Consider the following 16,210-nt stretch of genomic DNA (forward strand, 5'->3'; position numbering starts at 1 on the left):
GCAACAATCAGGCCAGGCGTTTTTCGATCGCATCCATCAGCATACCCGTGATAGAAATCGGGAATGCGGCTTCGATCTCGCGAACGCAGGTTGGACTGGTCACATTAATTTCCGTCAGCTTGTCGCCAATAATATCCAGACCGACAAAGATCAGTCCTTTTGCTTTCAGGGTTGGACCAACACGGCGGGCAATCTCCCAGTCGCTTTCGGTCAGCGGACGCGCTTCGCCACGACCACCTGCCGCCAGGTTGCCACGGGTTTCGCCCGATTTTGGAATTCGCGCCAGGCAGTAAGGCACCGGCTCACCATCCACGACCAGCACGCGCTTATCACCGTCTTTGATGCCGGGAATGAAGTTCTGCGCCATGCAGTAGAAGCTGCCGTGTTGGGTCAGCGTTTCGATAATCACCGACAGGTTAGGATCTTCTTTCTTCACGCGGAAAATGGACGCCCCACCCATGCCGTCCAGCGGCTTCAGGATGATGTCGCCGTGCTGCTGCCAGAATTCACGGATCTGGCTGGCGTTGCGGGTCACCAGCGTATCCGGCGTCAGCTCGGCAAACCATGCGGTGAACAGCTTCTCGTTACAGTCGCGCAGGCTCTGCGGCTTATTGACGATCAGCGTGCCTTTCTCTTCTGCACGCTCAAGGATGTAGGTGGCATAGATGAATTCGGTATCAAACGGCGGATCCTTACGCATCAGCACCACATTGAGATCGGACAGGGGGATGTCCTGCTCGCTGCCAAATTCAAACCACTTATCAACGTTCTGCTCAACGCTCAGCAGACGGGTACGCGCACGGCCTTCACCGCCACGCAGATAGAGATCGTTCATCTCCATGTAGTGAATTTCATAACCACGGCGCTGAGCTTCAAGCAGCATGGCGAAGCTGGTGTCTTTTTTTATGTTGATGGAAGTAATCGGGTCCATCACGATGCCAAGCTTGATCATTCTTTTCTCCACTACGCTCTAAATTAGTTAGCTGTGTTTAACCCAAATCACCAAAGCGCACCTGCAGGGCGGTAATGGCCGTCAGGGCGGTGGTTTCGGTACGCAATACGCGCGGCCCGAGCAGGATATCGGTAAAGCCGTGCTGCGCTGTCATGTTGATTTCATCCGCTGACAGTCCGCCTTCCGGGCCAATCAACAGGCGAACACGCTCAACCGGCAGCGGTAAGGTATTAATACTGTGTTCTGCCCGCGGATGAAGATTTAATTTTAACCCGCTATCCTGCTCGGCACACCAGGCGTCAAGTGCCATCGCGGGTCGAACCTCCGGCACGCTGTTGCGTCCGCACTGTTCGCACGCGGCAATGGCGATTTTCTGCCACTGCTGGATTTTTTTCGCCAGTCGATCGGCATCCAGCTTTACGCCACAGCGTTCAGAAAACAAGGGGGTAATGACATTTACTCCGAGTTCTACCGCTTTCTGGATGGTGAACTCCATCTTTTCACCGCGTGACATGACCTGCCCCAGGTGCAGGTGCAGCGGTGACTCGCGGCTGTCGGCGCGGCTTGCGGTGATTTTGACGCGCACATTTTTTTTATCGGCCTGAATAATCTCGGCGGAAAAAGTCAGATTTGTGCCATCGAACAATTCCAGGTGCTGGCCCGGCGCCATGCGCAGTACGCGCCCGATATGGTTTGCCGCATCGTCATTCAGGGCGAATTCACTGCCCACGTCTAAAGCTTCGGGGTGATAAATGCGGGGTATACGCATGGAAATCCTGTTGAAAGTTATCAAATCGCTGTGATTGCGGCTTAGTGTAGGTCAGTGATTTTACCGCTGGCAAGCTCGCTGTACATACGGATTGTGGTTGCCCTGTACGCTGGCAATACGCTCATCGCGCTCACACTCCCACTGGCTGACCGGATAGAGTTTATTCCAGGCGGTCATCAGCTGCGTTTGCTGCTTCGACATACTCAACTGGTAGCGGTCGCGCATGTAAAACCAGGTGCGGGCAATGGCGCCGCGCGCCCTGGCGGGTGGCTCGGCGAGCTTATTTTTGAAGTCGACCTTCATCGCGCACTGACCGTACTGCTGCTCCCCACCGTTCCACTGGCCGTACATAAAGTTGCCGCGGTCGCCGTTCACCTCACCAATCGATGGTTGCAGGTTGTGCAGGTCAGTTTCGATACGGCGATAACCGCTATCTTTGGCACAGTTTTTACGCCCGCCGTTCTGCCAGCACTGGCGCTGATGGCCAAAGCTCCAGGCCGGAACCACGTGCTCCCACTCGATGCGCCCGGCGCGATTAGCGTCTTTACGTACCTGGTAACCGCAGGACGCGAGGTCCGGCACGCCTTTTTTTCCGTGCCAGGTAATTTTACAGCCGCAGTAAAAGCTACCAGGGGCGGCGGCATTGATCTGCGCCGCATAGGCTTTAGCCTGGCTGAAGCTATTCTGGTGATAGTTATCCAGGCTGAGTGCCTGGGTAAAGAAGGAGGGAAGCAGCAGGGTAACAGCCAAAACGGCCCAAATTTTGCGAGACATATTCCAGTAAATCTGTAATCCATGAAAGAGGCATGGAGAGTAACAGAAGTACCCGTAATTACGAATAATTGGCTGAGATATCAGCCCGATATCGACTGATTATTAGACGAAATGAGGTTTTTTAAGAATCCTGGAAATCACCCGCTGTTAAAATATCTCCGCACTTCAGGCAGCGATATTCGCTCTCGCCACGCATCACCCGGTTATGACGGCGTACGGAGAGCTGGTGCTGCTGACAGCGGCAGCGATAGGGGTAAGCACGGCTGCGCACCGAGCTGATTTCAAACTGATGGGTGCGGCGTGCGGGGACGCCGAGCACGCTCTCCATCATCCACTTCCACTCTTTGCCGTGCGGGGCCACGCGACCAAAGTGCTTCCATACCAGCAGGTGTGCCAGCTCGTGCGGCACCACCTCATCGATAAACGCCTGCTGATTCTCCAGCAGCAGTACCGGGTTGAGGCGGATTTCCCAGCTTTGCAGCCATGCTGTGCCCGCCGCGGTGCCGCGCTGCTGATAGACCAGCGCCGGTTCCGGGTAGCTACGCTCCAGGCGCAGGTTAGCCTGCTGCAATTTTTCACGCAGCTGGCGCATAACCGCCTGTTGCAGGGCGATGGGGAGTCTCAGAGGTTTCATCAGGGCAAGGATACGGTGGGATGAGGGGATAAGCAATAAGCTGGCCGGGTTGCCCCGGCCAGAGTTTAGGTCAGTTATCGCTGACCGATATCACGCAGTTTTTTACCGCCTAACAGATTGCGTTCGATGTGCTCCAGCGAAACGTTTTTCGTTTCCGGGATCAGGGCAATCGTCAGCACGATGAAGAACAGGTTCAGCGCCGCGTAGACCCAGAAGGTGTTGGCGTTGCCGAGGTTGTTCAGCATGGTCAGGAAGGTGGCGCCAACGATCATGTTAGCAATCCAGTTAGTGGCGGTGGAAACGGTGATACCGAAATCGCGCCCTTTCAGCGGCTGGATTTCAGAACAGAGTACCCAGATCAGCGGACCGGCACTCATGGCGAAGCCAACGATAAACATCAGCAGCATGGCGATTGCGAAGTACTGTGCGGTGTCGGAGTGAATACCCACATGCAGCATGGTACCCAGAATACCCATCCCCAGCGCCATCACCATAAAGCCGAGGATCAGCGTCGGCTTACGGCCCCAGCGGTCAACCAGGCCGATAGCAATAAAGGTGGCCAGCACGTTCACCAGACCGACAATCACCGTACCCCACATCTGCTGCGTGGTATTGGTGAAACCGGCAATCTCAAAGATTTTCGGCGCGTAGTACATGATGACGTTCATCCCGGTGAACTGCTGCATCACCTGCAGCAGCACGCCCAGATAAACCGCACGGCGGAAGTTACTGTTGTCTTTGAACAGCGACCAGCCGGACTGCTTGATCTTCAGGCTTTCACGGATCTCATCCAGCTCACGTTTGGCCTGCTCGCTGGTATCACGCAGGCGGTCCAGCACGCGCTGGGCGCTACGGAAGTCACCTTTCGCCGCCAGCCAGCGTGGGCTGTTAGGCAGGAAGAAGACGCCAACCAGCAGCAGCAGGGCAGGGATGGTAATCACGCCCAGCATCCAGCGCCATTCGCCGGTGAAGCTAAAGGCGGTATCGGAAAGATACGCACCGAGAATACCGATGGTGATCATCAGCTGGTACAGCGAAATCATACTGCCGCGAATTTTCTCCGGGGCGATTTCAGACAGGTACAGCGGGGCGGTATAGGAAGCAACACCGACCGCCAGGCCCAGCAGGACGCGGGCAACAATCAGCATTTCCGGGTTTGGCGAAAATGCGGACCACAGGGAGCCGATAACGAACAGCACCGCGCCGATCATCAGGCTCTTTTTACGACCAAGATAGGAAGACATCCAGCCGCTGCCGACGGCACCGATGGCGGCACCAAACATCATTGAGCTGACGATCCACTCCTGCTGATGCGCAGTGACGTTGAAGTCTTTCGCGATGAAAGGTAATGCACCGGCGATAACGCCAATATCCAGGCCGAACAGCAGACCGGCCAGGGCTGCAAGAAAACAGACGAACAGGGTCATGGCCTTGTTCGATGTTCTGCTGCGTTTTTTATTATCAGGCATAACGCCTCCGTTTAGGTAGTACCGCTTGTTGTTGTTATAGATGTTAGAAAACCCAGGCGCATCAGACTGTGCTTCAGATCACACTGGTGTAATCGCTTACACACCAGAAGTATCTGAAAATGCCTTTTTTCCCTGCCGCTGCGCTTTGTAACCTGTAAGTCATAGCAATTTATAGTGTGTATTATTTCGCAGCCCAATCAACATCAGACAGTGCTGAAAATAGCGCATTTTATGTCGAAATGTTAAGAGAGGAAAATCTTAATTATCAGAAAAGTAAGATATTTATAAATGTAACCGCTATCATCTCGCCAATAAAAAAAGGGGCACCCGAAGGTACCCCTTTGAAACTGTTAGCCGAAAAGGTTATTTCAGGCCGGCAGCTTCACGCAGCTGGGCTGCTTTGTCGGTTTTTTCCCAAGGGAAATGTTCGCGACCAAAGTGACCGTAAGCGGCAGTTTCGCGATAGATCGGATGCAGCAGGTCCAGCATCTGGATCAGACCGTAAGGGCGCAGGTCGAAGAACTCGCGCACCAGCAGGGTCAGGGTTTCGGTGGAGATTTTCTCGGTGCCGAAGGTTTCCACCATGATTGAGGTGGGTTCTGCCACGCCGATAGCGTAGGAAACCTGAATTTCACAGCGATCGGCCAGACCGGCAGCAACGATGTTTTTCGCCACGTAGCGCGCAGCATAGGCCGCCGAACGGTCCACTTTTGACGGATCCTTACCTGAGAATGCACCGCCGCCGTGACGAGCCATGCCGCCGTAGGTATCAACGATAATCTTACGTCCGGTCAGACCGCAGTCACCCATTGGGCCACCGATAACGAAACGGCCAGTCGGGTTGATATGATATTTGGTGCTGGCGTTGACCCACTCAGCAGGCAGAACCGGCTTGATGATCTCTTCCATCACCGCTTCCTGCAGATCTTTCTGCGAGATATCTTCCGCGTGCTGAGTCGACAGCACTACCGCGTCAATGCCCACGATCTTGCCGTCATCGTACTGGAAGGTGATCTGGCTTTTTGCATCCGGGCGCAGCCACGGCAGCGTGCCGCTTTTACGCACTTCTGCCTGGCGCTGCACCAGACGGTGAGCGTAGGTCACGGGAGCTGGCATCAGCACGTCGGTTTCGTTGGTGGCATAGCCAAACATCAGGCCCTGGTCGCCTGCACCCTGTTCCAGCGGATCGGTACGGTCAACGCCCTGGTTAATATCAGGTGACTGCTTGCCAATGGCGCTCAGTACGGCGCAGGAGTTGGCATCAAAGCCCATATCAGAATGAACATAGCCAATATCACGCACGGTCTGACGCGTGATCTCTTCGATATCAACCCATGCGCTGGTGGTGATTTCACCGCCGACCAGCACCATGCCGGTTTTCACATAGGTCTCGCACGCAACGCGGGCTTTCGGATCCTGCTCGAGGATGGCATCGAGCACGGCATCAGAAATCTGGTCGGCGATTTTATCAGGATGTCCTTCTGATACGGACTCGGATGTAAAAAGGTGTTTAGCCATTTTATTCTTTACCTTGACTTGAACGGGTGGAAGATCGACTGCATAGCGCAAAGACTGGAAACCAGCCGGTCACTCAGAATTAGCGCCCCCACAGGCAAAGCCATGAGCAGTAATACAAGACGCTTAGAAGTTAACCAGTATAGACGGATTAACATCTGGACGGCTATTTTAGGTTACACGCTAAGCGGATTGCCAGTTTTTTTTGCTTAAAGGATTTTTCAGTTAGCGTAAAGAGTGGCAATTAATCCTGACAGGGGTCGCATTTAGCACAGTAAGATTTTGCAATTTCACAGGGTTAGCTGTATAAAACGCCGCGCCTGCCGTTGCGGTTTTGACTTGCGCCGCACCAGACTGTCAGTCACCGTGTTTTTACTGACTTTCAGCCTCAGTTCTTGCTTTTCCACACACTGGTTAAACTGTCACAACACCACGATATTCTCGGATTATCCTGAGTATTGTCCCTGTTGGCTCTCTGGCTGGTGATACGGAGTCCGCGACTTGTTTTACGATGTTATACTGCATAAGCCGACTCTTCGCTCTCAGCCTGTCGGGCTGAACCGGGCGACGGTCGATGATTTCTTGCTACAGGATGCTCCTGTAGCTGCTGGCTGTTTTGCTTCATTACAACTTGAGGTTCGCGATGTCTGACGACATGAAGAATATTAAGGGTTCGTCAGCTGGCGAACAGGGTGTACTCCGCTCGATGCAGGAGGTAGCAATGAGCGATCAAGATGCCAGCCGCATGCTGCGCACTTACAATATTGCCTGGTGGGGCAATAACTACTACGACGTCAACGAGCTGGGCCATATCAGCGTCTGCCCGGATCCGGATGTACCGGAAGCGCGCGTCGATCTCGCGAAGCTGGTGAAAGAGCGCGAAGCCGAAGGCCAGCGTTTGCCCGCCCTGTTCTGCTTCCCCCAAATTCTGCAGCACCGCCTGCGTTCGATTAACGCCGCGTTTAAACGCGCGCGCGAGTCTTACGGCTATCGCGGTGACTACTTCCTGGTTTACCCGATTAAGGTTAACCAGCATAAGCGCGTTATCGAGTCGCTTATCAACTCCGGCGAGCCGCTGGGCCTGGAAGCCGGTTCCAAAGCCGAGCTGATGGCCGTGCTGGCCCATGCGGGCATGACGCGTTCGGTGATCGTCTGTAACGGCTATAAAGACCGTGAATATATCCGCCTCGCGCTGATCGGCGAAAAGATGGGCCACAAGGTCTATCTGGTGCTGGAAAAAATGACCGAGGTGAAACTGGTCCTCGAAGAGGCGGAGCGCCTGAATGTGGTGCCGCGCCTTGGTATCCGCGCGCGCCTGGCATCGCAGGGTTCCGGTAAATGGCAGTCGAGCGGCGGGGAGAAATCCAAGTTTGGCCTCTCTGCCACTCAGGTACTGAAGCTGGTAGAGATCATGCGCGAAGCGGGCCGTATGGAGAGCCTGCAGCTGCTGCACTTCCACCTCGGTTCGCAGATGGCCAACATCCGCGATATCGCCACCGGCGTGCGCGAGTCGGCGCGTTTCTACGTTGAGCTGGCGAAGCTCGGCGTCAATATCCAGTGCTTCGACGTGGGCGGCGGTCTGGGCGTTGACTATGAAGGCACCCGCTCGCAGAGCGACTGCTCGGTCAACTACGGCCTGAACGAATATGCCAACAATGTTATCTGGGCGATTGGCGATGCCTGTGAAGAGCACGGCCTGCCGCATCCAACGGTGATTACTGAATCGGGCCGCGCCGTGACAGCGCACCACACCGTATTGGTTTCCAACATCATTGGTGTGGAACGCAACGAGTTCAGCGAGCCGCAGCCGCCGCAGGCAGATTCCCCGCGTCCGATTGTCAGCATGTGGGATACCTGGCAGGAGATGCACGAGCCGAATAACCGCCGCTCGCTGCGCGAATGGCTGCACGACAGCCAGATGGACCTTTTTGACATCCATACCGGTTATTCGCAGGGGACTTACGATCTGACCCAGCGCGCCTGGGCGGAGCAGCTCTATCTCAGCATTTGCCACTATATTCAGCAGCATCTGGACCCGAGCAACCGCGCGCACCGTCCGATTATTGACGAACTGCAGGAGCGCATGGCGGATAAGATTTACGTCAACTTCTCACTGTTCCAGTCGATGCCGGATGCATGGGGTATTGACCAGCTGTTCCCGGTGATGCCGCTGGAAGGGCTGAATCAGGTGCCGGAGCGCCGTGCGGTGCTGCTGGACATCACCTGTGACTCGGACGGCACCATCGACCACTATGTTGACGGCGACGGTATTGCCACCACCATGCCGATGCCGCAGTACGATATTGATAACCCGCCGATGCTGGGCTTCTTCATGGTCGGGGCGTATCAGGAGATCCTCGGCAACATGCACAACCTGTTCGGCGACACCGAAGCGGTCGACGTGTTTGCCTTCCCTGATGGCAGCGTGGAAGTTCAGCTGTCCGATGAAGGGGATACCGTGGCGGACATGCTGGAGTATGTGCAGCTGAACCCGGCCGAGCTGCTGACCCACTTCCGTAATCAGATCAAACAGAGCGATCTGGATGAGGAGCTGCGTGCGCAGTTCCTGGAAGAGTTCGAAGCCGGTTTATACGGCTACACTTATCTGGAAGACGAATAATCTTCCGGCGCTGCGCGCTATTAAAGGCGCGCAGCAAATAAGAAGCCTCCAGCCAGGCACTCAGTGCCGAGAGTGAAGGAGTCGAATATGGGTTTGCTTGACGGTTTACTAAAAAGTGCGTTGGGCGGCGGCGGCGGTAACGCGGCCGGTGGACTTAACGCGGGACAGTTTCAGGCCATCTGGGAATGGATTCAGGAGCAGGGCGGCATTGAAGTGCTGTTTAATAAGTTTCAGCAGGGTGGTCTTGGTGCCATTCTGAACTCCTGGATTGGCAACGGCCAGAATGCAGCGATTGGCAGCGGTGAAATTCAGTCGGCGTTTGGCGGTGGCGAGATCCAGTCGCTGGCGGATAAGCTGGGCACCGATCGACAGGGGGCCACCGATCTGCTCAGCCAGTTCCTGCCGAACTTTGTCGACGGTATTTCGCCGGGTGGTGAAGTGAAGCCGGAAGTGAAGTCCGGTTCTGCCGATTTAGGTAACTTTGTTAACGATATTTTTAAACGTTAAACCAGGTTAAAATAGTGCTTAATCAATCCCTTCCTCGTCGGGCTTAACGACGCGGTGGGGATTTTTTTTCATCTTTTTTTTGGTCAGTCAGAGAGGAACAGCTATGTATAACACCCTGGGTAATCAGTACGATAACTCGCTGGTGTCTAACGCCTTTGGTTTTATGCGTTTCCCGGTTAACTTCCAGCCCTACGACAGCGATGCCGAGTGGGTGATTACCGGCGTACCGTTTGATGCCGCAACCTCCGGCCGCCCGGGCAGCCGCCTCGGCCCCGGCGCTATCCGCCAGATTTCGACCAACCTCGCCTGGGAAGGCTGCCGCTGGCCGTGGGAGTTTGACCTGCGTCAGCGCCTGAACGTGATTGACTGCGGCGATCTGGTGTATGCCTTCGGTGATTCACAGGATCTGAGCGACAAGCTGCAGGCGCACGCTGAGAAGCTGCTGGCGAACGGCAAGCGTATGCTGACCTTTGGCGGCGACCATTACATCTCGCTGCCGCTGCTGCGCGCCCATGCCAAAACTTTCGGTAAGATGGCGCTGGTGCACTTTGATGCGCACACCGATACCTACTCTAACGGCCCGACCTTTGACCACGGCACCATGTTCTATACGGCACCGAAAGAAGGGCTGATCTCACCGGAGCATTCCGTGCAGATCGGTATTCGTACCGAGTTTGATAAGTCACTGGGCTTTAACGTACTGGATGCCGCGCAGATCAACGATCGCAGCGTCGACGATATTCTGGCGCAGGTGAAGCAGATTGTGGGCGACCTGCCAATCTACCTGACGTTTGATATCGACTGCCTCGACCCGGCACATGCACCGGGCACCGGTACTCCGGTGATCGGCGGCCTGACCAGTGACAAGGCCAGCAAGCTGATCCGCGGTTTGCAGGGTATGAATATCGTGGGGATGGATCTGGTCGAAGTCGCGCCGGGCTACGACCAGTCTGATATTACCGCGCTGGCGGCGGCCAGCCTGGCGCTGGATATGCTGCACGTGCAGGCTTCCAACAAAGGTTAATCATTCTGCCCCGCGGCGGTAAATGCGCTGCGGGGTAAATACTCCCTCTCTCTGCCCCCAAATTAACCCTGCTCTTAATTTACCCCGAAGAGAGCGTGACCCTGCCGTTAGTAGTGTTTTTTTAAAATCCTCCCGGAAGTTGCCATAATTGTTTTACTGATGAAACTTTCAATTATTCTTATTCAACGGTGATAATTAGCCAGGGAAAATATTTTTTGCACTGACTATACCGCTGAAGGTCGCTTTGCTGCTGTTTTAAAAGAATATCTTTCGCTGCTGTTGTCTGGATCTGATTTTTGCTACAGATATGATTCAATGCGGTGAATTTATTTTATTTCGTGATCTCTTGCACGTTTACTTTAAATAAAAATCTTCTTGCTTAATTTTTAGCAAATATCGCCTATTGACGCTTAATCCTCCGCTTCTATATTGACCGTATTAGATAGGAAACAAAGTTTTATATATGAAACTAATGCTGGAGTTAAATAATGAGCTGGAGCCCTATTTGTCATATTTCGCAGGTACAGGCCGATTTTCCCTTCGCCGGCAATATTGATGGCCAGGAGATCGGAATTTATCTGGTCGAGGGTGAATATTACGCGCTGGAGGATATCTGCCCGCATGCATATGCCCTGCTGAGCCAGGGGTTTGTAGAGGATGGCAAAGTGGAGTGCCCGCTGCATGAGGCTGTTTTTGATATCAGAACGGGACGCTGCCTGCGTGAACCGGGGGAACGCGACCTGAAACGCTATCCATTACGGATAGTCGATAACCAGATTCAAATCACTGTCGTTGCGGAGGATGAGCAACCATGAGTCATCAAGCGGAATTTAATCCACATTTGCCGCAAAGCTGGCAATTCACTCCCCCTAAAGAGGGGGGCAATGGTGCCATCCATCAGCCGGGTGAATATCAAAATATTATCTGGCAGACGCGTCGTCGTGAACCTGATGCCTTTGAAATCGCCCTGATTAGCGCACTGGAAACGCTGTTTTCCCAGGATAAAAACACACTGGAACAGCTGGTGGAGGCGCTCAATCAGCAGCGGATCTTCGACCGCGGCGGTAAGCCGTGGAGCGATGCCAGCTTCCGCGAGTTTTTACAGGTTAACGGTTACTGAACCGGGAGGCGAAGATGAGCGACGTACAGAAATATCTCGATCAAGGATTACGCGGTCTCTGGTATCCGGTGCTGGCGAGCTGGGAAGTACACTCGGCGCCGCTGGGGATAACACGACTGGGGCAGCAGCTGGTGGTATGGCGCGATGCCGAAGGCAAACTGCAGGCGCTGGAAGATCGCTGTCCGCACCGCGGTGCGCGTCTGTCGATGGGCTGGAACCTCGGCGACCGTATTGCCTGCTGGTATCACGGCGTGGAAGTGGCGGGCAGCGGTACGGTGAAAGATGTACCGGCTGTTGACCGCTGCCCGCTGGTTGGCCAGACGTGCGTGCGCGCCTATCCGGTGCAGGAAGCGCATGGCGCAATCTTTATCTGGTTTGGCGTGACCGCAGAGGATCCACCCACGGAGCTGGTGTTCCCGCAGGAGCTGGCCGACAGCAAGTCTTACAGCAATTTCCTCTGTACCGCTGCATGGAACTGCAATTATCAGTACGCGCTGGAAAACGTGATGGATCCGATGCACGGCACCTACCTCCACTCGTCTTCGCATTCGATGGCGGACGGTGACCGTAAGGCGGATATGTCACTGCAACCCACTGAAACCGGGTTCCTGTTCCAGAAGGATGGGCAAAAAGGGGTGAATTTTGACTGGGTGGAGTTTGGCGAAAGTGGTGTGCAGTGGATGCGGCTCTCTATCCCCTATCAGAAACGTTTTGGACCGGGCGGCCCGTTCTGGATCATCGGCATGGCGGTGCCGGAAAGCCAGGAGAGCTGCCGCGTGTTCTTCTGGCGCATTCGCCAGGTTGAGGGCTGGCAGCGTGATATGTGGCGCTTCTTCTACCGCAACCGGTTGGAGAAGCTGCACTGGGACGTGCTGGAACAGGACCGGATTATCCTTGAGTCAATGGCCCCGGCTGCGCGTAACCATGAATATCTCTATCAGCATGATGTCGGGCTGTCACGCCTGCGCCGCAACATGCAGAAAGCGGCGAGGCAGCAGCTGGCAAGACTGGCAGAGTTAGCAGCCCAGGAGACCTCGTAATGGGCGGGCTGCTGGCAGGAAAACGCATCGTCATCACCGGTGCGGCGCGTGGCCTGGGCTGGCAGTTTGCTCAGGATATTGCAGGCCAGGGGGCACGCGTAGTAATGCTCGATATTCTTGCAGCCGAGCTGGAAGCCAGTGCTGAGCAGCTGCGCAAGCAGGGTGCGCGAGTCGAAGCGCTGGCGCTGGATATTGCCGACCCGCAGGCGATTAACGACGTTATGCAGCTTGTCGCCCGCGAGGGCGGCATTGATGGGCTGGTCAATAATGCCGCGCTGGCGACCGGCGTTGGTGGCAAAAACATGCTGGAGTACGACATTGAGCTGTGGGACCGGGTGATGCAGGTCAATGTGCGTGGCAGCTGGCTGGTTTCGAAAGCGGCGGTGCCGCTGATGAAACGCGGTGGAAAAATCGTTAACGTCGCGTCGGATACCGCCCTATGGGGCGCGCCGAACCTGCTGGCATATGTTGCCAGTAAGGGCGCGATTATTGCGATGACGCGCTCCATGGCGCGGGAACTGGGAGAGCGCGGGCTGTGCGTCAACGCCATTGCCCCAGGGCTGACGCGCGTCGCCGCCACAGAGTACGTGCCGGCGGCGCGGCATCAGCTGTATGAGCAGGGGCGCGCGCTCGCCGGAGCGCAGCATCCGCAGGACGTCAGCGGTAGCGTGATTTGGCTGTTGTCATCGCTGTCTGATTTCGTTACCGGGCAGCTGCTGCCGGTCAACGGTGGATTTGTTTTTAACTGAGGTGCAGGAGTCGTTATGTCTGAAGCATCAAGCTGCCGCTACCTGATCCCGGGATTAGATCGCGGGTTGCAGCTGCTACTCGCCTTCGGCGCGCAGCAGCGCGAAATGACCTTCGCCGAGCTACACCGGCTGGTCGACATGCCAAAAGCCAGCGCTTACCGCGTGGTGCAGACTCTGGAGCACCTTGGTTTTTTACAGCGTAACCCGCGTAACAACACCTTTACTCTTGGCATGATGGTGCTGCGACTGGGGTTTGAATATATCGCCTCGCTGGACGTAGCGCAGGCGGGGCAGCCGGTGATTGAGCAGCTGCGCGACCGCAGCCTGTGCAACAGCCATCTGGCGATTCGCGATGGGCGCGATCTGATTTATATCGCCCGCGTCAGCGCCGCAGGTGCGCGGATTAATCAGGTTAGCGTCGGTTCACGGCTGCCGGTTCACTGCACTTCCCTCGGCAGGGTGCTGCTAACCGATCTGAGCCGCAGCGATTTTGAACAGCTCTATCCGGAGCCGCTGATTGAAGGCGCAGCCCAGGTGCCATCCCAGGATCGTGAAACGCTGTGGGAGATGGTACAGCAGGATAACCAGCGCGGTTATGTGATTGGTGAATCCTTCTTTCGTCCGGGAATTTCGTCGATTGTTTACCCGATCTTCGGGCCCAGAAGTCGGGTGGCGGCAGTGGTCAGCATCATGGTGCCAATGCATGAAATTCCGGCCGCTGACCGCAGGCATTTGCAGCAGCTAGTGGCCGATGCCGCGATGAAAATCTCCGGCTTGTTAGGGCATCACGCCCAGGCTGGCTAACCCAATAACTGCGTAAATTTTTCAGGCGCTTAACCGCGTCGGGGATCTCTACGTCCAGATTCGTCATTTTGAACAAAAAAGAGGCAGAGAGCATGCGCGTAACTGGAATTGAAAAGCTGGAATTTGGCGTTGAAGACCCGCCACTGTGCAACAAGTTCATCCGTGATTTTGGCCTGTCGCCGGTGAACGGCAGCGATCGTCTGTTTCAAACCCTGAGCGGCGCACAGGTTGAATTCAGCCCGCTGGACAATCCTGACCTGCCAGTGCCCTTCGAAGCAGGCTCCACCCTGCGGCGCGTCACCTGGGGCGTGCGAGACGCAGCGGCACTGGCCGCCATTGCGCAGAAAATGCGTGACCAGCCCAGTTACCAGGAGCGCGGCGGGGCGCTGTACTGCACCGATCCTAATGGCATGGCGCTGCGTATTGTTGTCCGCCAGCAGCGTAAGGTTGAGCTCGATGTTCCGGGCATCAACCAGTGGGACGATATTCGCCGTATCGACCAGCCCAGCCCGGTCTATTCCCAGGCTACGCCAATCAATATTGGTCACGTGGTGTTTTTTGTCAGCGACCTGGCGCAGACGGAGAAGTTTTATCGCGAAGTGCTCGGCTTCGAGGTTTCTGACCGCTATATCGATCGCGCGGTCTTCCTGCGGGCTCAGCAGCGCGGTGGCCATCACACCCTGTTTTTACTGCAGTTGCCGAATGGTAAACGCGGTTTGAACCACGTGGCGTTCACCGTGCGCGATATTCATGAAGTGGTCGGCGGCGGGTTGGCGATGAACAAACAGCAGTGGAGCACCTTTATTGGCCCCGGCCGCCATCCGGTCTCTTCCGCCTATTTCTGGTACGTCAACAGCCCGGCTGGTGGTGCGTTCGAGTATTACACCAACGATGACTGGCTGACGGAAAACTGGCAGCCGCGTGAGCTGGAGCATTCGCTGGTCTCCTTTACTGAATGGGCGGTAGAAGGGGGTATCGACTACACCACCCGCCGCCAGCTGAAGCGTGAGGAAGCGCTATGAGCGCCGGGATCGTCATTATCGGCGGTGGGCAGGCGGCGGGCTGGGCGGCAAAAACCCTGCGCGATGGTGGCTACGACCAGCGTATCAGCGTGGTGGCTGACGAGCCGTGGGACTTTTATGAGCGACCGCCGCTGTCGAAAAGTGTGCTGTTGCAGGATGAGGTCGCCCTGACTCGCCTGTTTAGCGAGCCCGTGCAGGCAGCACTCGATCTCAGCTGGTATCGCCCGCTGCGCGCCGAACAGATCCTGCGCGGGCAAAAGCGCGTGCTGCTCAGCGATGGTCAGCAGCTGGCCTACGATCGGCTGCTGATTGCTACCGGCAGCCGTCCTCGCCTGCCGGGGCGCGAGTGGCAGAACCATCCCCGTATTCACAGCTTACGCAGCTGGCAGGACGCCATCTCGCTGAAAGCCGGGCTCAACGACTGTCAGCACCTGGCGGTGGCTGGCGGCGGATGGATTGGATTAGAAATTGCCGCTTCTGCCCGCAGCAAAGGTATTGCCGTCACGCTGTTTGAACGGCAGCCCGCGCTGTGCCAACGCAGTATTGACCCGGCGGTGTCGGCGGCGCTGCTGGCTCTACATCAGCGGCACGGGGTGCGGCTGCATCTCGACTGCGGTGAAATCGTACTTCATCAACAGCACGATCGGCCACAGCTGAGCTGCGCGTGCAGCGAAGCCGAATCCTTTGACCGCGTGGTGGTGGGGATTGGGATTGAGCTAAATCTTGAACTGGCGCAGCAGGCCGGGCTTGAGGTGGCGAATGGCATCGTAGTGGATGCCCGCGGGCAGACCAGCGACCCGGCAATTTTTGCCATCGGTGATGTGGCGCGCCATCCGCAATACGGTATCTCGTTGCAGTCTTGGGCCTTTGCCCAAAATCAGGCCATTGCAACCGCGCAGGCCATGCTCGATCCGCAGGCGGCAGGGTATGGCGAGATCCCCTGGCTATGGTCGGATCAATACGACGTCAATATTCAGATCCTCGGCCTGCCCGGTGACGCGGGAAGGACGATTGTCCGGCCGCAGCCCGGAGGTGGGCTGTGGTTCCGTCTTGGAGCGGACAGCCGTCTGCAGCAGCTGGTGGCGTTTAACGATGCGCGCAGCATTAAGCTGGCGAAGCGCTGGATGCTGGCTCAGCGCCAGCTGGATGCGGCGCAGCTGGCTGACCCCGACTTTTCACTGATGTCGTTACGGTAAGCGGAGATCGGGCAG

At 56.1% G+C, this 16,210-nt stretch carries 15 protein-coding genes and 1 pseudogene; 10 read left to right on the plus strand and 6 right to left on the minus strand.

Going from position 1 to position 16,210, the window contains the following annotated elements; genetic code table 11:
• Positions 1–7 precede the first annotated feature (7 nt).
• From gshB to metK, 6 genes are all read right to left on the minus strand, one after another.
• Positions 8–952 carry a glutathione synthase gene (gshB, locus tag ID864_RS12020; protein ID WP_048917246.1) on the minus strand — a complete coding sequence of 315 codons (945 nt, stop codon included), beginning with the start codon at positions 950–952 and terminating at the stop codon, positions 8–10.
• Positions 953–989: 37 nt separating this feature from the next.
• Positions 990–1,721 (minus strand): 16S rRNA (uracil(1498)-N(3))-methyltransferase, encoded by a 732-nt coding sequence (gene rsmE / locus ID864_RS12025; protein ID WP_048917245.1) that lies wholly within the window; start codon positions 1,719–1,721, stop codon positions 990–992.
• A gap of 60 nt (positions 1,722–1,781) precedes the next feature.
• On the minus strand, positions 1,782–2,495 hold the full coding sequence (gene endA / locus ID864_RS12030; RefSeq protein WP_048917244.1) for a deoxyribonuclease I: 714 nt from the start codon (positions 2,493–2,495) through the stop codon (positions 1,782–1,784).
• A 121-nt stretch (positions 2,496–2,616) separates the two neighbouring features.
• Positions 2,617–3,129, minus strand: a complete 513-nt coding sequence (locus tag ID864_RS12035) for a SprT family zinc-dependent metalloprotease (RefSeq protein WP_191149871.1) — start codon at positions 3,127–3,129, stop codon at positions 2,617–2,619.
• A 74-nt stretch (positions 3,130–3,203) separates the two neighbouring features.
• Positions 3,204–4,598 carry a sugar porter family MFS transporter gene (locus ID864_RS12040; protein ID WP_048917243.1) on the minus strand — a complete coding sequence of 465 codons (1,395 nt, stop codon included), beginning with the start codon at positions 4,596–4,598 and terminating at the stop codon, positions 3,204–3,206.
• A 363-nt stretch (positions 4,599–4,961) separates the two neighbouring features.
• Positions 4,962–6,116 carry a methionine adenosyltransferase gene (gene metK, locus ID864_RS12045; protein ID WP_048917242.1) on the minus strand — a complete coding sequence of 385 codons (1,155 nt, stop codon included), beginning with the start codon at positions 6,114–6,116 and terminating at the stop codon, positions 4,962–4,964.
• A gap of 640 nt (positions 6,117–6,756) precedes the next feature.
• Between metK and speA the strand changes: the two genes are divergently transcribed.
• From speA to ID864_RS12095, 10 genes and pseudogenes are all read left to right on the plus strand, one after another.
• Positions 6,757–8,733, plus strand: coding sequence for a biosynthetic arginine decarboxylase (gene speA / locus ID864_RS12050; protein WP_048917241.1), 1,977 nt, complete (start codon positions 6,757–6,759; stop codon positions 8,731–8,733).
• A gap of 60 nt (positions 8,734–8,793) precedes the next feature.
• Positions 8,794–9,240: pseudogene (locus ID864_RS12055) on the plus strand (YidB family protein); the annotation flags it as partial.
• 103 nt (positions 9,241–9,343) lie between these two features.
• Positions 9,344–10,264 carry an agmatinase gene (gene speB, locus ID864_RS12060; RefSeq protein ID WP_062818407.1) on the plus strand — a complete coding sequence of 307 codons (921 nt, stop codon included), beginning with the start codon at positions 9,344–9,346 and terminating at the stop codon, positions 10,262–10,264.
• A gap of 488 nt (positions 10,265–10,752) precedes the next feature.
• Positions 10,753–11,079, plus strand: a complete 327-nt coding sequence (locus tag ID864_RS12065) for a non-heme iron oxygenase ferredoxin subunit (RefSeq protein WP_099753464.1) — start codon at positions 10,753–10,755, stop codon at positions 11,077–11,079.
• Entirely contained in the window at positions 11,076–11,384 is a 309-nt protein-coding gene (locus ID864_RS12070; RefSeq protein WP_099753465.1) for a recombinase-like helix-turn-helix domain-containing protein, read from the plus strand. The genes ID864_RS12065 and ID864_RS12070 overlap by 4 nt, the downstream gene beginning before the upstream one ends.
• Positions 11,385–11,398: 14 nt before the next feature.
• Positions 11,399–12,424: an aromatic ring-hydroxylating oxygenase subunit alpha gene (locus tag ID864_RS12075; protein ID WP_048918407.1), complete on the plus strand. Its 1,026-nt coding sequence runs from the start codon at positions 11,399–11,401 to the stop codon at positions 12,422–12,424.
• Positions 12,424–13,173: an SDR family oxidoreductase gene (locus tag ID864_RS12080; RefSeq protein WP_191149872.1), complete on the plus strand. Its 750-nt coding sequence runs from the start codon at positions 12,424–12,426 to the stop codon at positions 13,171–13,173. Before ID864_RS12075 ends, ID864_RS12080 begins: the two co-directional genes overlap by 1 nt.
• 15 nt (positions 13,174–13,188) lie before the next feature.
• Positions 13,189–13,977 (plus strand): IclR family transcriptional regulator, encoded by a 789-nt coding sequence (locus ID864_RS12085; RefSeq protein WP_048918405.1) that lies wholly within the window; start codon positions 13,189–13,191, stop codon positions 13,975–13,977.
• A gap of 92 nt (positions 13,978–14,069) precedes the next feature.
• Positions 14,070–14,999, plus strand: a complete 930-nt coding sequence (locus ID864_RS12090; protein ID WP_191149873.1) for a VOC family protein — start codon at positions 14,070–14,072, stop codon at positions 14,997–14,999.
• Positions 14,996–16,195: an NAD(P)/FAD-dependent oxidoreductase gene (locus ID864_RS12095; protein WP_191149874.1), complete on the plus strand. Its 1,200-nt coding sequence runs from the start codon at positions 14,996–14,998 to the stop codon at positions 16,193–16,195. Before ID864_RS12090 ends, ID864_RS12095 begins: the two co-directional genes overlap by 4 nt.
• The last annotated feature ends 15 nt before the right edge of the window (positions 16,196–16,210 follow it).

The organism is Erwinia aphidicola (assembly GCF_014773485.1).
Classification (GTDB): domain Bacteria; phylum Pseudomonadota; class Gammaproteobacteria; order Enterobacterales; family Enterobacteriaceae; genus Erwinia; species Erwinia aphidicola.

What these genes read in the sequence shown, in the direction of transcription:
- gshB (WP_048917246.1), bottom strand. Translation starts at nt 952, where the DNA reads ATGATCAAGCTTGGCATCGTGATGGACCCGATTACTTCCATCAACATA.
- rsmE (WP_048917245.1), bottom strand. Translation starts at nt 1,721, where the DNA reads ATGCGTATACCCCGCATTTATCACCCCGAAGCTTTAGACGTGGGCAGT.
- endA (WP_048917244.1), bottom strand. Translation starts at nt 2,495, where the DNA reads ATGTCTCGCAAAATTTGGGCCGTTTTGGCTGTTACCCTGCTGCTTCCC.
- ID864_RS12035 (WP_191149871.1), bottom strand. Translation starts at nt 3,129, where the DNA reads ATGAAACCTCTGAGACTCCCCATCGCCCTGCAACAGGCGGTTATGCGC.
- ID864_RS12040 (WP_048917243.1), bottom strand. Translation starts at nt 4,598, where the DNA reads ATGCCTGATAATAAAAAACGCAGCAGAACATCGAACAAGGCCATGACC.
- metK (WP_048917242.1), bottom strand. Translation starts at nt 6,116, where the DNA reads ATGGCTAAACACCTTTTTACATCCGAGTCCGTATCAGAAGGACATCCT.
- speA (WP_048917241.1), top strand. Translation starts at nt 6,757, where the DNA reads ATGTCTGACGACATGAAGAATATTAAGGGTTCGTCAGCTGGCGAACAG.
- speB (WP_062818407.1), top strand. Translation starts at nt 9,344, where the DNA reads ATGTATAACACCCTGGGTAATCAGTACGATAACTCGCTGGTGTCTAAC.
- ID864_RS12065 (WP_099753464.1), top strand. Translation starts at nt 10,753, where the DNA reads ATGAGCTGGAGCCCTATTTGTCATATTTCGCAGGTACAGGCCGATTTT.
- ID864_RS12070 (WP_099753465.1), top strand. Translation starts at nt 11,076, where the DNA reads ATGAGTCATCAAGCGGAATTTAATCCACATTTGCCGCAAAGCTGGCAA.
- ID864_RS12075 (WP_048918407.1), top strand. Translation starts at nt 11,399, where the DNA reads ATGAGCGACGTACAGAAATATCTCGATCAAGGATTACGCGGTCTCTGG.
- ID864_RS12080 (WP_191149872.1), top strand. Translation starts at nt 12,424, where the DNA reads ATGGGCGGGCTGCTGGCAGGAAAACGCATCGTCATCACCGGTGCGGCG.
- ID864_RS12085 (WP_048918405.1), top strand. Translation starts at nt 13,189, where the DNA reads ATGTCTGAAGCATCAAGCTGCCGCTACCTGATCCCGGGATTAGATCGC.
- ID864_RS12090 (WP_191149873.1), top strand. Translation starts at nt 14,070, where the DNA reads ATGCGCGTAACTGGAATTGAAAAGCTGGAATTTGGCGTTGAAGACCCG.
- ID864_RS12095 (WP_191149874.1), top strand. Translation starts at nt 14,996, where the DNA reads ATGAGCGCCGGGATCGTCATTATCGGCGGTGGGCAGGCGGCGGGCTGG.